General features: G+C 36.1%; 14 protein-coding genes. 3 read left to right on the top strand and 11 right to left on the bottom strand.

Annotation, left to right across the window (positions count from 1 at the left end; all coding sequences use genetic code 11):
* Positions 1-189: 189 nt before the first annotated feature.
* From AMD00_RS10975 to AMD00_RS11020, 10 genes are all read right to left on the bottom strand, one after another.
* Positions 190-1494 (bottom strand): amidohydrolase, encoded by a 1305-nt coding sequence (locus AMD00_RS10975; protein WP_053417113.1) that lies wholly within the window; start codon positions 1492-1494, stop codon positions 190-192.
* A 38-nt stretch (positions 1495-1532) separates the two neighbouring features.
* A complete protein-coding gene (locus tag AMD00_RS10980; protein ID WP_322787045.1) occupies positions 1533-3347 on the bottom strand; it encodes a S9 family peptidase in 1815 nt (604 codons plus the stop codon).
* A 49-nt stretch (positions 3348-3396) separates the two neighbouring features.
* Positions 3397-3720 (bottom strand): DUF3899 domain-containing protein, encoded by a 324-nt coding sequence (locus tag AMD00_RS10985; protein ID WP_169786351.1) that lies wholly within the window; start codon positions 3718-3720, stop codon positions 3397-3399.
* 215 nt (positions 3721-3935) lie between these two features.
* On the bottom strand, positions 3936-5564 hold the full coding sequence (locus tag AMD00_RS10990) for a peptide ABC transporter substrate-binding protein (protein ID WP_053417115.1): 1629 nt from the start codon (positions 5562-5564) through the stop codon (positions 3936-3938).
* 27 nt (positions 5565-5591) lie between these two features.
* On the bottom strand, positions 5592-6542 hold the full coding sequence (locus AMD00_RS10995) for an ABC transporter ATP-binding protein (RefSeq protein WP_053417116.1): 951 nt from the start codon (positions 6540-6542) through the stop codon (positions 5592-5594).
* Positions 6535-7581, bottom strand: coding sequence for an ABC transporter ATP-binding protein (locus AMD00_RS11000; RefSeq protein WP_053417117.1), 1047 nt, complete (start codon positions 7579-7581; stop codon positions 6535-6537). The genes AMD00_RS10995 and AMD00_RS11000 overlap by 8 nt, the downstream gene beginning before the upstream one ends.
* Positions 7582-7594: 13 nt before the next feature.
* Positions 7595-8536 (bottom strand): ABC transporter permease, encoded by a 942-nt coding sequence (locus tag AMD00_RS11005; RefSeq protein WP_053417118.1) that lies wholly within the window; start codon positions 8534-8536, stop codon positions 7595-7597.
* Between the two features lie 3 nt (positions 8537-8539).
* Positions 8540-9466: an ABC transporter permease gene (locus AMD00_RS11010; protein ID WP_053417119.1), complete on the bottom strand. Its 927-nt coding sequence runs from the start codon at positions 9464-9466 to the stop codon at positions 8540-8542.
* Positions 9467-9502: 36 nt separating this feature from the next.
* Positions 9503-10351, bottom strand: coding sequence for a M55 family metallopeptidase (locus AMD00_RS11015; protein ID WP_053417120.1), 849 nt, complete (start codon positions 10349-10351; stop codon positions 9503-9505).
* Positions 10352-10448: 97 nt separating this feature from the next.
* Positions 10449-10898: an Lrp/AsnC family transcriptional regulator gene (locus tag AMD00_RS11020; protein WP_053417121.1), complete on the bottom strand. Its 450-nt coding sequence runs from the start codon at positions 10896-10898 to the stop codon at positions 10449-10451.
* 181 nt (positions 10899-11079) lie between these two features.
* Here AMD00_RS11020 and AMD00_RS11025 point away from each other — a divergent pair, with 181 nt between their 5' ends.
* From AMD00_RS11025 to AMD00_RS11035, 3 genes are all read left to right on the top strand, one after another.
* Positions 11080-12204 (top strand): amidohydrolase, encoded by a 1125-nt coding sequence (locus AMD00_RS11025; protein ID WP_053417122.1) that lies wholly within the window; start codon positions 11080-11082, stop codon positions 12202-12204.
* A 1150-nt stretch (positions 12205-13354) separates the two neighbouring features.
* Positions 13355-14701, top strand: a complete 1347-nt coding sequence (locus AMD00_RS11030) for an APC family permease (RefSeq protein ID WP_245639501.1) — start codon at positions 13355-13357, stop codon at positions 14699-14701.
* 116 nt (positions 14702-14817) lie between these two features.
* On the top strand, positions 14818-15582 hold the full coding sequence (locus tag AMD00_RS11035; RefSeq protein ID WP_053417123.1) for an SDR family NAD(P)-dependent oxidoreductase: 765 nt from the start codon (positions 14818-14820) through the stop codon (positions 15580-15582).
* Positions 15583-15804: 222 nt separating this feature from the next.
* Here the strand turns inward: AMD00_RS11035 and AMD00_RS11040 are convergent, their stop codons facing one another.
* Positions 15805-16575: a sporulation protein gene (locus tag AMD00_RS11040; protein ID WP_053417124.1), complete on the bottom strand. Its 771-nt coding sequence runs from the start codon at positions 16573-16575 to the stop codon at positions 15805-15807.
* Between the last annotated feature and the right edge of the window lie 403 nt (positions 16576-16978).

Here is a 16978-nt window from a genome sequence, read left to right on the forward strand (position 1 = left end):
TATCACATTCTATAGTTGAAATGTTTTTTCTGTATTTAATTCAATAAAAAAAGTTCTAGTGCCATACTTAGCACTAGAACTTTTATCAAATCACTATTGAAATTTCGACTTAAATGTTGCACTGAATTTGACTTTTCGTTGTTAGATTTTCATTTTTATCTACATCAACATTATATTATCCATTTTAATTTATTTACGTTGATATTCATAAATTCGTTCAATTGTTTCTAACCACGTGTTTAGAATGATTGGAAATACTGCTTCATCAATATCAAATTTTTCATGATGATGACCCGCCGCTAATGTTGTACCAAAAATAGCATATGTTGCAAGTCCACCTTGTCGCTGAACTTGATCCATCATATAAGTTGCATCCTCTGAACCCCCTGCAAACTTGCTTCGCAATTGAACTTCCTCTACACCATCAATATCTTTAGCTGCAAGGCCAACTAATTCAACTAATTCTTCGGAAGATGCACATGTTTTAGCTTCGCCAACTATTTCGTAAAAAAGCTCAGTTCCATACATTTTAGAAGCTCCTTCTAAAACTGATAGCGCTTGCTCATGTACATAAGTATGAACCGAGTTATTTTCACCACGTGTTTCTAATTTTAATGTGGCATGAGCTGGTACAATATTACGACCATCTCCTGATATGCAAGTTCCAACATTGATACGTGATGCACCATCACTATGCTGAGTAATTGTATGAAGACCCAGTATTGCCGAAGCTGCAGCAAGTAAAGCATTTTTCCCCTTTTCAGGTTCAGCCCCTGCATGTGCAGCTTTACCAATAAACTTTGCATCTATTTTAGTTGTAGCTAAAAAACCATCTGCACCTGCTATTACTGTACCCAATGGTACGTTTATCCCTACATGCATACTTAAAAAATAATCAACATCATCTACAACTCCAGCAGCCACCATCGAATTTGCCCCGCGAACACCTTCTTCAGCTGGTTGAAAAATAATTTTAATAGTACCTTCAATTTGATCCACATTATTTGCAAGGACTTTTGCCAAGCCTAAACCAATTGCGCTATGGGCATCATGTCCACAAGCATGCATTTTCCCTGCATATTTTGAGCGAAAACCAAATTGTTTCGGAAGATGTGTCAATTCATCATTTTCCAGTATATCTAGCGCATCCATATCAAATCGGAAAGCAATCGTTGGGCCAGTTTTTTTTCCTTTAATTGTACCAACAACGCCTGTATATCCCCCAACCATCTTTTCCATATATTCTAAGTAGCCGCCGTTACTTTTGGCATTTTCATAGTAAACTGCTAACTCGTCATCAGAAGGCACACCCATTCTTTCTTCTGACACAACCTCTTTTCCTACCTGTACCTGAAACCCTAATATGCTCAATTCATGTGCGATTATTGAAGCTGTTCGAAATTCAGTCCAGCCTGTCTCAGGGTACTGATGGAAATCCCTTCTCCATGCAACCATTTGCTCAATTAAATTAGAAGTAGTTGTAAATAGTTTCATCTTCCACACTCCCCTGGCTAATAATTAGATATGTCCTACTAAGACTTAATATTGACTTCCTGTACCTTTAGAAACTTTTGCATAAACTGAACGATTTCAGTATTCATTTTAATATGATTTTCGATTTTTTCTGTTTGGTGACCTTCGTCCTCAAAAATAATAAGTTCTACGTGCTTTCCTTGCTCTTTTAAATCTTCCGTAAGCTGTTCGGCTTCACTAACAGGAACTCGGGTATCGTTTCTACCGTGGAAAATAAGTAACGGTACTTTTATTTTATCGGAATGATTTAATGGTGCGATTTCTTCAAAGAAATCAACATCTTCTTTTAATGAACCATACTCATATTCACGTAATTTTCTGCGCCATGCCCCTGTATTTTCTAAGAATGATTTGAAATGGGATATTCCCACAATATCTACTCCTGCCGCCCATATATCAGCATAATGTGTTAGAGCAGCTAAAACCATAAAACCACCATAGCTACGTCCCATAATACCGATTCGTTCAGAGTCAACACCATGCGTATTTACTAAATCGTTAGCTAGCCATTTTAAATCCGCTACAGAATCCATACGCTTCCGTACATCATCCAATTTCACGTATTTTCGTCCGTACCCCATACTTCCTCGCACATTCGGGGCAGCTACTGCAAAGCCATTAGCTGCTAGATACTGAATAACAGGATTATACTCAGCACGTATTTGATACTCTGGTCCACCGTGAACATACACTACTACCGGCTGAGCTTCTTCCTTTTTACCATATAAAAAGTAAGGTACTTCCAAACCATCAAAAGAAGAGAATGTACAAAGCTCAGGTTGCTGCCACAAGTGTTGTACTTCCTTAGCCTCGCCTATGAATGTGACACGTTCTACTTGGTTGTCATTCAAAGATACTCTCCAAATATCACCAGGAAGTATTGGACTTTTTAGTCCAAAATAAAGTTCATTATCATTTAGCCAAGTTAGAGATTCCACTACACCGCTTGGAACCCCTTCAATATAATGATGCTTTTGTTTTGTTAAATCATATATCCCAAGAAGTGAAACTCCACCCTCGTTTGTAGTAAACGCTAGGATAGAATTGTCTGGGGACAATTTAATTTCTTCAATATCCCATTTGTCGAATGTTAGAAGTTCCTGTAGTTGAGAAGATTCTTTAAAATTAAATTGGTGAATACCTAAAGTATCTTGACCAACATCAGTAAGAATGAATCCACTCTCCCCATTATTACTCTGCTGAAGTGATTGATATCTAGCTAAAGGATTTCCTTCAAAGAGTTTATAAAGCTCTTTATTTTTTAAATTTAGTATGTAATAAGATTGATCAATATTTGTTTCTGGCATGCTAATAATTAAATGCTCTCCATCCTTTGTCCAAGCAATAGGAGTACAATTGCCATCCACTTGATAAACGACTTCCTCTGTTTTGGTCTCCACATCCAGGATAGATACATCAAAGTAACCTGGTTGACGACGATTACTTGTGAAAGCAATTTTACTTTCGTCAGGAGACCAGCCACCAAATTGGTGAAAATGTTCTTTTGATACTACAAGTTCCTCTGTGTACAGGTCTTTTTCTCTCAATAAGTGAAATTGCTGTTTTTCATTTCCTTTTTCGTCTATACCAACGATCGTTTGCTTTCCTGATGGAGAATGGTATGCCGCTAGAACTCTGTCTGGTAGGTTTGAGTATTGTTGAATTTCTGCTGTTGTCACATCCCACTTCCAAACTTGTGGAATACCAGTTTCTTTAGAAATAAAGGTAACAGCTTGTTGATTTGGGAGCACTTGAGGCTGGAATCCTCCACGGACATTTAAGTACTCAGATAGAATTTGATCCGAATTCATCATTATTTTCAGTCTCCTTTTTATAGATAGAATCTATATTCATGTATTTCAACTAATAGTAAATAATTAATCCAATAATGCTTACAAAAATTGAAGACGCAGCTAAACTAGTAATCGAGAAAAACAATACTTGGGCTATCTTTTGTTTAAATTGATTTAAATTTGCATCATTAGCGAGCTGCTGATTTGCACGTTCCAGTGATCTAGACTTATTCATAGGAATTATAAAATGCCCAAGTGATCGAAATCCCCTCGTAAACATATTAAGAAATCTAGTTTGCCAAATGTTAATACAAGCTGATATTATTGCAGCTGCTAAACCGAAAAGAAATGTGTAGTTAATCCATTCAGTTAGTGTCCAATTTAAAAGCAACATGATTCCTCCCCAAAGCATGGACAGAGCACTTGTAAGTATAAAAAATCTTTTCATCCTATCACCTCGTATTAATTTGAATCTATTATAGTTATAAGTAAAAAAGATAAAGTCCCTTACAATTCCATGTCTTCTTAGAAAAGCTTACGCTCTCTTCGGTAAACTGCTGGCGAAGGGACTCTATCTATTTACAACTCACAATTTATGAATAAACTGTATTATTTCGTTTTTTCTGCCCATTTAAATTGAGGGTAACGATTCACATAATAGGCAATGTTTTCAAAGTCAGGATTTGTTAAGTAATTATATTTATAGAAATTAACAGGCATAAATGGCATATCCGTCATCAAAATTTTCTCTGCTTGATGCAAAAGTTCGTAGCGTTTATTTACATCTTGCTCTACTTTTGATTTAGCAATAATAGAATCATATTCTTTATTTACCCATCCTGTACGGTTGTTAGGGCTATCACCTAGGTAGTAGTCGAGATTAACAACTGGATCAACGAAAATACCAATCCATCCCATACGAGCCATTTGGAAGTTTCCTTGTTTTGTCGTTTCTAAATAAGTACCCCACTCTTGGTTACTTAGTTTAAGTTTGACACCTAAGTTTTGATCAATCATTTCTTGTACTGCTTCTGCTATTTTTTTATGATTTTCAGCAGTGTTATAAAGTAATGTTACTTCTGGAAGCTTACTCCAGCCTTCTTCAGCCATACCTTCTGCTAATAGTTTTTTAGCTTCTGTTGCATTTTCTTCAAAGTAATCTCCACCAACTTTACGGAAATCTCCTTCTGGTGTTTCTGCGCCTTCTGGAACCATTGCATACGCTGGTGTTTCTCCACCTAACGTTACATTTTCAGTCAATGCTTTACGATCAATTGACATTGCGAAAGCTTTACGAACTTTTGCATTTGTAAATGGCTCTTTTTTAACATTGAACATGTACATATATGTTCCGTAGTAAGGTTCTTCACGATAATCTTCATTATCTTTTTCAGTTGCTAAAACATCACTCGGTAATGTACTGATTAAATCCAACTCACCTGTTTTGAACATTTGATAATAAGTTGTAGCTTCATTTACTATTTTGAAAGTAACTTTGTCTAATTTCACTACGTCTTTATCGTAGTATTCATTGTTCTTTTCAATAACTACATTACTTTCATGCTTCCATTCCGTCATCTTAAATGGACCATTACTAATGTATGTGTTTGCATCTGCAGCCCAGTTATCATTACTTTCAACCAGTTTTTGTTGAACCGGATAGAAAGTCCATAATGTAAGTAAGCTATCAAAGTAACCTAACGGCGCATTCAATTCTACCTCAAGAGTTTTATCATCAACAGCTGTTACCCCAACATTCTCCACTTTACCTTTACCTTTGTTGTATTCTTCTGCACCTTTAATATAGTAAAGATAAAATGAAAACGCACTACCAGTTTCGGGATTTAAAACCCTTTTCCAAGCATATTCGAAGTCACCTGCAGTAACTTGAGAACCATCTGACCATTTTGCATCATCACGAAGAGTAAACGTATAAGTCTTTCCGTCATCAGATGTCTTCACATCTTTAGCTGCTCCTAAAACCGGCTTACCATCTTTATCACGAGTATATAGACCTTCAAAAATATGATCTAGTACCCAACCAGAAGTTGTATCTGTTGCCTTAGCAGGGTCAATTGCCGGAGGTTCGCTACTCGCATTTACGACAATTTCTTGTTTAATGTTACCTTTTTCTACTTTATCGCCCTTTGATGAATCATCTGCTCCTCCACCATAACACCCTGCCAAAGCAGAGCCTGTTACTAGCACTAAAAGTAATGACAATATCCATTTTTTCATTTTATTTCCCCCTTCTTTCTATTCATATTAATATAAATGACAAGCCGTCCAATGCTCCTTCTCTACCTCTTTCCACTGAGGCTCTTGCAATGCGCATACCTCCATTGCATGTGGGCATCTCGTTCGGAATCGACAGCCACTAGGTGGATTAGTCGGGCTTGGTGGATCACCAGCAAGGACAATTCGCTCTCTTTTTGCATCGCGTGGATTTGTTTTCGGTATAGCTGATAATAATGCCTGTGTATATGGATGTAATGGATTCGTGAACATATCATCACTATTGCTTAATTCCATCATCTTACCTAAATACATAACACCGATTCGATCACTAATATGTTTTACCATACCTAGGTCATGCGCAATAAATAGATACGTCAAATCTTCAGATACCTTTAAATCTTCTAAAAGATTAATAACTTGTGCTTGAATAGAGACATCGAGTGCAGAAATAGGCTCGTCCGCGACGATAAATTTTGGTTCTACTGCCAATGCACGTGCTATGCCAATTCGTTGTCTTTGCCCACCGCTAAATTCATGAGGATAGCGTTTCGCATGTTGTGGGCTCAAACCAACACGCTCTAATAATTCATAAATTCGATTTGTACGATCTTTGCCACTAAAAAGCTTATAGGCATCGATTCCTTCAGCAATAATGTCGCCGACTCGCATTCTAGGGTTTAGAGATGCATGTGGATCTTGGAAAATAATCTGCATTTCTTTATTCACATTTCTTTTCATTTCTTTATTTAATTGTTTAATATTTTGACCGTTGTAAATGATATCCCCATCTGATGCTGCCTGGATTCCAACAAGTGTTTTTCCTAAAGTAGACTTACCACTCCCACTCTCTCCAACAAGACCAAACGTTTCACCTTTTCGGATGTAGAATGAAATATCATCAACTGATTTAACAGTAACATCTGATTTAATTTTAAAATATTTTTTCAAAGACTGGACTTCTACTAAATTCTTAGTCAATACTCTCACCCCCAACTGTCACTGTTTTTTCCTTTTCTAGAGTAAAAGGCATTTCCACTTTGGGTGCTCGAGAATCATTTAGCCAGCATCGTGCAGAATGCGATTCATCAATTTGGTAGTCTCCTGGCATTTCTTCTAAACAGATATCCATTGCATACTTGCATCGTGGTGCAAATGGACATCCCTTTGGAGGAGAAAAAAGATCTGGTGGTGAGCCTTCTATAGGTATTAATTGTTTTTTCTCAGTTCCTTCTAAATTTGGAATCGAATTCAACAATCCCCATGTATACGGGTGTTTCGGGTTTTCGAATAAATCGAAAACGGTTGCACTTTCAACCATGATCCCTCCATACATCACCATTACACGTTGAGCAGTTTCAGCCACAACACCTAAATCATGAGTAATGAGAATAATCGCTGTTTGAGTGTCCTTTTGCAATTTCTTCATTAACTCTAAAACTTGTGCTTGAATAGTTACATCAAGGGCTGTTGTTGGCTCATCCGCAATAAGTAATTCCGGATTACAAGCAAGAGCAATTGCAATCATTACACGTTGTCTCATACCTCCACTAAACTCATGTGGAAATTGGTTGTAACGCTCCTCTGGATTTGGAATCCCTACTTGCTTAATCATTTCTATCGCTTTCTTTTTGGCCTCTTGTTTAGATAATTTTTGATGAGTAATGAGTCCTTCAGCTATTTGCTTACCCACAATCATTGTTGGATTCAATGATGTCATCGGATCTTGAAATATCATACCGATTTTAGACCCTTTTACTTTTCTCATTTCTCTTTTTGATGCTCTTAGTAGTTCTTTTCCTTGAAATTTAATACTGCCACCTTTAATAACGCCTGGAGGTGTTGGAATTAGTCCCATGATAGATTGGACAGTGACACTCTTTCCACTACCACTTTCACCAACAATGGCAACTACTTCCCCTTTATCAACATGGAAGGAGACGTCTCTTACTGCCTTTACTTCCCCGCCGTATGTTTTGAAATTGATTTCTAAATTATTAACTTCTAGTAAATGATTCATAGTTTTGTACCTCCTACTTACGAGCTCTTGGATCGAGTGCATCTTGTATTCCATCACCAAAGGCGTTAAATGCAAACATCGTCAATGCGATCATGAATCCAGGGAAAAACAATCTCCACCAATGTCCACTTAATATAACCCCAAGCGAATCATTAGCCATCGTTCCCCAGCTAGCAAAAGGAGCTTGTACGCCAAGTCCTAAGAAGCTTAAAAAGGCCTCTGCGAAAATAGCTGTAGGAATCGTAAATGTTAAATTAATGATGATAATTCCCATAGTATTTGGTAATAAGTGACGCATAATAATTTTGACATGAGAAGTACCTAGTTTTTCAGCAGCTAAAACATATTCCTGGGATTTTAGTAGTAAAATTTGTCCTCTTATAATTCTCGCCATTCCAACCCAACCAGTAATTGATAAAGCTATAATAATAGTGGTTATACCTGGTTCCATGATTACCATTAGAAGGATTACTACGAGTAAATAAGGGATTCCGTATAAAATTTCTACAATTCTCATTAACAAGCTGTCAACGCGATCGCCGAATTTCCCTCTTCCAGCCATATAACCAGAAACTCCACCGACTATTACGCCTACAACTAAATCTACAATCGCTGCTATAAAGCCAATAGTTAAAGATACACGTGCACCTTGCCACGTCCTACTCCACATATCACGACCTAAGTTATCAGTTCCGAACCAATGCTCTCCCGAAGGCGCTTTATTGACATTCGTTAGATTTTGTTGGGAGCCACTATATGGAACCATCGATGGACCAAAAAGTGCTAAAAAGATTATTACGACTAAAAGAAAAAGTCCTATTATGGCTAATTTATTTTTAAGGATACTTAAGAGTGTTTCCTTAAAAACTCCTAAACTAGGACGCTGAATTTCATCTGTCTGTAGCTTACTTGGATCTACTGGACGAAACATAGAATCATTCAATACCTTTACCATCTGCTAATCCCCCTTGCTAGTCAGCTTAATTCTTGGATCAATAAAACGGTAAGAAATATCGATTAAAAATAAAGTGACAACTAAGATTGTACTGAAGAACACGGTTGTCCCCATGATGACGGGATAATCACGATTAAATATACTATCCACGAAGTATTTACCTATACCTGGGACAGCGAATATTTTTTCGATAACAAATGTACCTGTAATTAACGAGACAAATAATGGACCAATGAAGGATACAACTGGTAAAATCGCATTTCGAACTCCGTGACTTAGCACGATTTTGAAGGTAGATAATCCTTTTGCATCTGCCGTTTTAATATAGTTTTGATTCATTACCTCCAGCATGCTAGAACGCATATATCTAGCAACTACCGCTAAGGGTGTTGTTGCAAGTGCTAAAGTGGGGAGGACAGAATGTTGCCAAGTGCCCCAAGAAGCTACGGGAAGAATTCCAAATTTAACTGCAAAAATGTTGATAAGCAATGGCGATAATATAAAACTAGGTACTGATATACCGATAATGGCAAAGATCATGGCGGCATTATCGAGTAATTTATTATGATTTAATGCTGCGACGATCCCTAGTAAGAGCCCAAAGAAGAGCGCTACAATTATCGCTTGTATTCCGAGCGTAGCAGAGGCTGGGAATCCGGATGCTATAATGTCATTTACTGTACGTGATTCGGATTTAATGGATGGTCCTAAATCCAACATAACTAAGTTTTTTAAATACAGGACATATTGCACTGGTACCGGTTCGTCTAAGTTATATTTAGCTCTCATATTTTCTACTACCTCTTTAGGTAGTACATCTGCATCTGATGCAAATGGATCTCCAGGAATCATATTCATGATAAAAAATGTTAATGAAGCTATGACCCAGATGGTAAGAATCATTGTCATAAATCTTTTTACAATATACATACCTAACTACACCCCCGTTCTAATTACGTCAACTTATTATGTATTGACACTTCCTAAAACTCCGTTTGTTGCTGCCATGGCAATAATTACACAGCCCCACATATGTTTATAAGCTGTAATCATGTCAGCACAAGTAAAGCTTATTTTCTTTGGACCAATTAATTCGACACTAGGAATAGTTGTTGTCATTTTTGCTTGTTGTGATCCTTTAAATTCGATTTCAAATGTAATAGGTCCCGATAATACAACTGGTTTTTGGCTAGCAGCATTTTTCACTGCAACCTCAACTTTTTGTCGTATTTGTTCACGTGCTAACTCAGGATGAATTAACTCTGCAGCAAAGCGGTCTACTGCACGCTTAGTAATAGCTGCTTCGATATTAGGCAATGTTTCTAACACCTCGTTCACATATGCATCATCACCACTAATGAACAAAGGTGGCACACCGAATGCACCTGCTACAAAAGTATTCATCTCTGTTTCACCGACTACCTGACCATTGATTGTCATTTCATTCACACAAATCCCTGCTAGCGTATGGCTAATAACTGCTACATCAGAGCCCCCTTCGCGTCCATGATGACCGACAAACAAAATACCATCAAAAGAGTCATCCAAACCTTCAAGCTGGCACATTACTCTGTTGTTTCCAGATACCAGTCTAGCCCGAATGTCTAAGTCTTCGATGATGATATTGGACATATTACCGTGCCCATCTGCTACCACCACTTCTGTAGCTCCTCCATTAATGGCTCCTTCAATCGCTGCATTTACATCTGCTGTCATAAGCTTACGAAAACGTTGATATTCAGAAGGAGTTTTCAATTGTTGGTTAGTTGCTACACCTGAGATTCCTTCCATATCAGCTGAAATAAAAATTTTCATTGTTGCCTACCCCCTTGCATTGTTCTATAAAAAAGCCAGAGCTTTATTATTCTCCTAAAATAAAATACAGATTATTCTGAAAAATTTTTTTAGATTTTTAGAAAATATATTCAAATGTATTTTTATGTACCTCTAGCTGAATGATTGTATTGACTTCAGTAATACATTCAATTTTATTGACTTCACGTAAAATTTCCGTGATTCTTATTTGATCTTTCACTGTTATTTGAAAAAGAATAGGAAATTCCCCTGAAGTTAGAGTGATAAAACGAATCTCTCTAATCTCCTTTAAATCTTCAATTACTTTTGAGATTGAATTTGATTTCACCTTGACTTGAATAATCGCTCCTGCTTTAAGTCCTACTGCTAAAGGATTTACTACCCCTACTACTTCAAGGAATCCTTTGTCTAATAAATTCTTATAACGTAAGCGAATAGTTTTTTCTGTCACTTGCAGACGTATCGCTAATTCAGTAAAGGATAGACGACCGTCTTTAGATAAATGCTTAATAATACCGTGATCTAACTCATCGACTTCAAATTTCAAGTGATCCCTTCTCTCCTTCTATTTTCTTTTTGCTACTGGAATCAGGAATATTTTTGTATTTTGTACCGCTTTACAATATTCAGAAAAAATTATATTATCTGAAAAAGGAATATTAGAGATTAGTTTATATTAACTATTTTTATATTGCAATCCTTTTTTTATAAAAACTGGAGGTTTTGAAATGATAGCAATTAAGAATGCAATAATTTGGAATGGTAATGGTGATTCTCTAGAAAATCACGTTATTTTCGTAAAAAATGGGGTTTTTGAAAAAATTGAGTCTGAGGCGGAAATAACAGAAGCCTATACAGTAATTGATGCAAAAGGAAAAATAATTACACCTGGTTTAATAGATGTACATACTCATCTTGGAGTTTCTGAAGAAGGGGTTGGTATTGAAGGCGCCGATTTCAACGAAACTAGTCATCCGGTAACCCCACAAATACGTGCTTTAGATGGTATTAATCCTATGGAAATTGGCTTTGCAGATGCTCGTAAGGCTGGGGTAACAACAGTTCAAGTAATGCCCGGAAGTGCTAATGTAATTGGAGGAGAGATGGCTGTATTAAAAACAGTTGGTACTATTGTCGATGAGATGGTTATTAAATCACCTTCTGGTATGAAAGCAGCAACTGGGGAAAATCCTAAAAGATTTCATGGAGCTAAAGGAAAAATGCCTGTTACTAGAATGGGAGTTGCTGCCTTAATACGCGAGAAATTAATTGAGGCACAAAATTATATCAACTCTGATAAAAAGGATAGAAAGCTAGATTTAGAAAATATGGCTAAGGTTTTAAATAAAGAAATTCCTTTACGCGTTCATGCACATAGAGCAGATGATATTTTAACAGTACTTCGTATTAAACGTGAATTTGATATTAATGTAACGATCGAGCACTGTACTGAAGGGCATCATATCGCTGATTATATTGCAAAACACGATGTGCGAGTATCTGTAGGACCAACAATGTCCACACGTTCAAAAGTGGAGTTAAAAGATAAGAAATGGTCTACAATCAAAACGCTTTTAGATGCAGGAGTTCCGTGTTCTCTTACTACAGATCATCCAGTCGTTGGTATTGAATATCTAGTAACAAGCGCTATACACGCAATTAAAAATGGAATAACCGAACAACAAGCTTTACAAGCCATTACATTAAACGCTGCTAAGCATCTTGGAGTTGACGATCGAGTAGGGTCGATTTTGCCGAATAAAGATGCTGACTTTGTTATCTGGAGTGGTAATCCATTCGACCTTAACAGTAAGGTTGAAAAAGTATTTATTAATGGTGAAATTATTAATTGACTATACTAATTCTGTGTTAAGTAGAATTAGTACACTTAGTCCTTCAAATTTCTATTCATTATCTTATTTGAATAATCTAAAGTTAATTGCAATATAAAAATTGAGATAATACTTAAGAACTTTAGTGTTAGAATAGCGCTACTTAATAAAACTAAGTGAGCCTTACTTCAATAATAATTGGGGTAAGGCTCACTATTTTGATTTTCGTATTAATTCCAGCTTAATCTAAAGGAGTTTCTAATAATGGTCCAATTCAGAATACACATTGCAGTTACCAATTCCCCCTCTATCATTAGCTTAAATAATTTATCAAACATGGTTAGAAATAATTTGTTTTAACTTCTCCTGTAAATTAGGTAAATCTTGTGCCGTGATTGATAGTCTAATATGACTTTCATCCATTTCCAGTACTTCAGCTAAAAAGCCTCCGAATCTTCCGAAATAAAAATTTTCAAATAGTTTTTTCTGTCACTTGTGGACGTATCGATAATTCAATAATTCAGTAAAGGATAAACAACTGTCTTTAGATAGATGCTTAATAATACCGTGATCTAACTCATCCACTTCTTATTTCAAATAACCCCTTCTCTCTTTCTATTTTCTCTTTACTACTGGAATCAGTAATATATTAACATTTGGTTCCTCTTTACAATATTCAGAAAAAACTATATTATCTGAAAAAGGAATATAAGAGATTATTTGTATTAACTATCTTTATTATTACAATCCTTTTTTATAAAAATGGGGGTTTTAGAATGCTAGCAATCAAAAACGGAGTAATTTGGAATGGTACTGGATAGTTTCTGGAAAATCACATCATTTTCGTAAAAAGTGGTTTTTTTGAAAGAATTGAATCTGAGGCTAAAATAACAGAAGAAGGCTATACAGTAATTGATGAAAAGGAAAAATTATAACACAAGGTTTAATAGATGTACGTACTCATCTTGGAGTCTCTGAAGAAGGTGTTGGTATTGAAGGCGCTGATTTTAATGAAACTAGTCTTCCATAAACACCCCAAATACGTACTTTAGATAGTATCAATCCTATTGAAATTAACTAGTCTACCTTAGTATTTACTGGTATTAGTGACAGTACTAAAGTACAAATGGAATACGATACTTAGAAAACTAAATAGAAAAGAGGTAAACATATGGAACTACCACAACAGCAGGAGTTGAAAAGAAGTCTTACCATGAGAAATTTGGTTATATTTGGTATGATTACAATGTCGCCACTCGCACCATATCAGGTGTTTGGCTCTGTATCACAGGCAAGTTACGGCATGGTTCCTCTTGTATACTTAATCGGTGCAGTCTTAATGTTCTTCACAGCATTGAGTTACGCTCGATTCAGTAAAGACTTCCCATCTGCAGGTTCGGTTTACACTTATGTAGGAAAGGGTATCAATCCACATGTTGGTTTCTTAGCAGGTTGGATTATGTTATCTGATTACATTCTCGCACCCGCCTTGATGTGTTTATTCTCAGGCTTGTGGTTATCAGGTTTATTCCCTGACATAAACATTAAGGTCTTAGCAGTCGTCTTTATATGTATTACGGGTTTAATCAATATTAGGGGTATACAGTTAAATGCTAAAGTGAATACATTCTTATTCATCGTACAAATTATAGCGTTAATCGTGTTTATAGGTTTTGCGATTAAATTTGTATTCATTGACGGTTTAGGTTTCGGAGGGTTCTCTATTCAACCATTTTTCCAACCTGAGTATATTGACTGGAAATTCGTAGCAACAGCTTCTTCTATGATTCTATTAGGTTTCGTAGGATTTGATGGCATCAGCACACTATCAGAAGAGGTAGAAAACCCTCAAAAAGTAGTAGGTAAGGCAACTATTATAGCATTAGCAACAACAGCGGCGTTATTCCTGATTCAGTCATACATGGCTTCATTAGCTCATCAAGGGTATAAAGATTTAGATCCAGATATGGCAATGTTTGATATTGCAAAAGAAATAGGCGGGCAATACTTCTATGTAGCCATGATCATAATTAACGTAATAGCAGTAGGATTAGCGGTGACATTAAACGTACAGTCTGCTGTATCGCGTGTATTATACTCAATGGGTAGAGACAACATGATTCCAGGCTCAACTTTCTTGAGAAAAATACATCCAAAATATAAAACACCTATAAATGCTATAATCCTATCTGTAATAGTCTCAGTTATTATGGTTCTAACTGTTGATATAATGACAATTTTAATGTTAGTAAACTTCGGTGCAGTAACAGCCTTCATGGTATTGAATCTATCAACGGTCATATACTTCTACTTCAAGAAAAAGGAGAGAGGTGTCCGAGGATTCTTCTTCCACTTCTTATTCCCGTTCATAGGGTTCGCTATTTGCGCATTCGTTTGGTCAGGTTTCGATAAGACAACATTAATTATAGGTTTCGTTTGGTTATTCTCAGGTGCTATTATTGGTTTTATCAAAACAAAGGGGTATAAAGAAAGTGGTTTTGAGATTAAGAACATGTAAGACCAAAAAGTAAAAACAACACTAAATAGTACATTTTTATAGAGGAGGAGTAGAAATACGCACTTCTCCTATAATCTAGATTCTAAATATATCAAATTGAAAAGGGGTAGAACATCATGAGACTAGAAGGAAAAGTAGCAATCGTAACAGGCGGAGCACGAGGTATCGGAGAAGCCATCGTTCGAGATTTCGTAGCAGAAGGTGCAAGCGTAGTAATAGCTGACCTACTAGAGACAGAAGGTAATGCACTTGCAACTGAACTACAAGAAATGGGGTATGATGTATACTTCCATAAAACAGATGTATCATCTGAGGATAGTATTAAAGCACTTAGAAACTTTACACTTGGGACGTTTAGTAAACTAGATGTAGTATGTAACAATGCGGCTATTAACATTCCAGGTGCAGTAACTGAACTATCAGAAGACACATGGACTCGTACAATGGATGTCAATGTTAAATCCCAATTCTTAATGGGTAAACATACTGTACCACTTATGCAGAAGCAAGGTAAAGGTTCAATCATCAACATGGGTTCAGCTAACAGTTTCGTAGCAGAACCACGCTTATCTGCTTATGTAGCTTCTAAAGGTGCTATCTTAATGCTAACAAGAGCGATGGCTTTGGATTACGCAAAAGACAACATTCGAGTCAACTGTATTTGCCCAGGTTGGGTAGATACGACATTAAACGATGCACATGCTGAGTTATATGGTGGTCGAGATGTAGTATTACAAGACTTATCTTCTATTCAACCAATTGGTCGTGCAATCAACCCAAGTGAAATCGCTAAAGTAGCAACATTCTTAGCTTCAGATGATTCATCTTGTATGACTGGTTCCCCTGTAATTGCTGATGGTGGCATAACAGCAGGTGCATAGTACTAAATAATAAAAACACGCATACAATCCTAAAATAAGCAGGTAGGCAGTTACTTATACTAACGGTCAACCTGCTTTTATAAACAGTGCTTAATAAAACTAACTGAGCCTTACCTCGATAATAATTGAGGTAAGGCTCACAATTTTATTTATAGTATTAACCTTTAATCTAAAAGGCTTCCAATAATGGTGCCATTCTCTATCATTAGCTTAAATAACTTATCAAACATGGTTAGAAATAATTTGTTTTAACTTCTCCTGTAAATTAGGTAAATCTTGTGCCGTGATTGATAGTCTAATATGACTTTCATCCATTTCCAATGCTTCTGCTAAAAAACCTCCGAAACCTCTTGCTTTTCGATCCACTTGCATAAGAATTTCTGCAGATTTTTCAGTTTGTGAAAGGAACAATATTTCTAGTTCATCTAGCTTCCCTCTATAGACTCCATTTGTTGGAATAAATTCGAATTCTTGCACAAACGGATAACTACTATGAATTTTAGAAGAAGCTTGCTCACATTCCACTTTTCGTAGTTTGAAGCCTATTTGATTTATCGCTTCTAAAATTTGCGCCACAAGTCTAGTTGGACGAATAGCTATAAAATCTTTATCTGTAGGATCTACACTATTTTTTATATCTAATCCTGTACTAACCCAAACTTGTGTATTTCCATATGTAATCGGCGTGTCAGCTGGGAGATTGATTTCAAATGGAATCACTTTTGTTTCATTAACCCCAATAGTAAACGGAGAAGTGATTTTATACTGTTTCACTGCCGCATTATCTGTATACTTTTTATCATCTGACTCTCTGATATAAGTCGTATTCACAGTCAAATAAATGGAATCAATTTGTTGCTCAATATTCCCTCCATACACTTCAACTTCTCCCCGCATTGTTTCACCAGCGACATACTCCGCTTTTTCCAGCTTCGTATCAACCTTTGCTCCCCCTACTCCAAAACTCGCTAGTATTTTATTGAAAAATGACATCTATAAATCCCCCTACTTCAAATTAATTACAAATACTATACGAATACTACAAATAATAAGTTTCAAATTTTTATTTTATTCCGCAAACACCTTCAAGAGTAATTTGCTTCAAGAACTGAAACTGGTCGGGATTCAATACATTACATCGAAATACCTTCGAATTGAAAAAGGTATGCAAAACAACAATGTTCACATACCTTTCTACATATTCTATTCAGAAAAAAACACAATTACTTCTGGTGCGATTAACTGTGGTAGATCTAAACGAGGTTTTTATTCATTTCACTTATAAATAACATATAAATAGCGTATTAAAATTTCCAATTAACGTACCAAGAGGAAATGATTGTGCATTATAAGAATAATTTTTTGGGGGTTATGAAACATACCAGCATTATATTTA

It is taken from the genome of Viridibacillus arvi (assembly GCF_001274945.1).
Classification (GTDB): domain Bacteria; phylum Bacillota; class Bacilli; order Bacillales_A; family Planococcaceae; genus Viridibacillus; species Viridibacillus arvi.

Coding starts and splice junctions, on each gene's coding strand:
- AMD00_RS10975 (WP_053417113.1), bottom strand. CDS start 1,494: ATGAAACTATTTACAACTACTTCTAATTTAATTGAGCAAATGGTTGCA.
- AMD00_RS10980 (WP_322787045.1), bottom strand. CDS start 3,347: ATGATGAATTCGGATCAAATTCTATCTGAGTACTTAAATGTCCGTGGA.
- AMD00_RS10985 (WP_169786351.1), bottom strand. CDS start 3,720: ATGTTGCTTTTAAATTGGACACTAACTGAATGGATTAACTACACATTT.
- AMD00_RS10990 (WP_053417115.1), bottom strand. CDS start 5,564: ATGAAAAAATGGATATTGTCATTACTTTTAGTGCTAGTAACAGGCTCT.
- AMD00_RS11000 (WP_053417117.1), bottom strand. CDS start 7,581: ATGAATCATTTACTAGAAGTTAATAATTTAGAAATCAATTTCAAAACA.
- AMD00_RS11005 (WP_053417118.1), bottom strand. CDS start 8,536: ATGGTAAAGGTATTGAATGATTCTATGTTTCGTCCAGTAGATCCAAGT.
- AMD00_RS11010 (WP_053417119.1), bottom strand. CDS start 9,466: ATGTATATTGTAAAAAGATTTATGACAATGATTCTTACCATCTGGGTC.
- AMD00_RS11015 (WP_053417120.1), bottom strand. CDS start 10,351: ATGAAAATTTTTATTTCAGCTGATATGGAAGGAATCTCAGGTGTAGCA.
- AMD00_RS11025 (WP_053417122.1), top strand. CDS start 11,080: ATGATAGCAATTAAGAATGCAATAATTTGGAATGGTAATGGTGATTCT.
- AMD00_RS11030 (WP_245639501.1), top strand. CDS start 13,355: ATGGAACTACCACAACAGCAGGAGTTGAAAAGAAGTCTTACCATGAGA.
- AMD00_RS11035 (WP_053417123.1), top strand. CDS start 14,818: ATGAGACTAGAAGGAAAAGTAGCAATCGTAACAGGCGGAGCACGAGGT.
- AMD00_RS11040 (WP_053417124.1), bottom strand. CDS start 16,575: ATGTCATTTTTCAATAAAATACTAGCGAGTTTTGGAGTAGGGGGAGCA.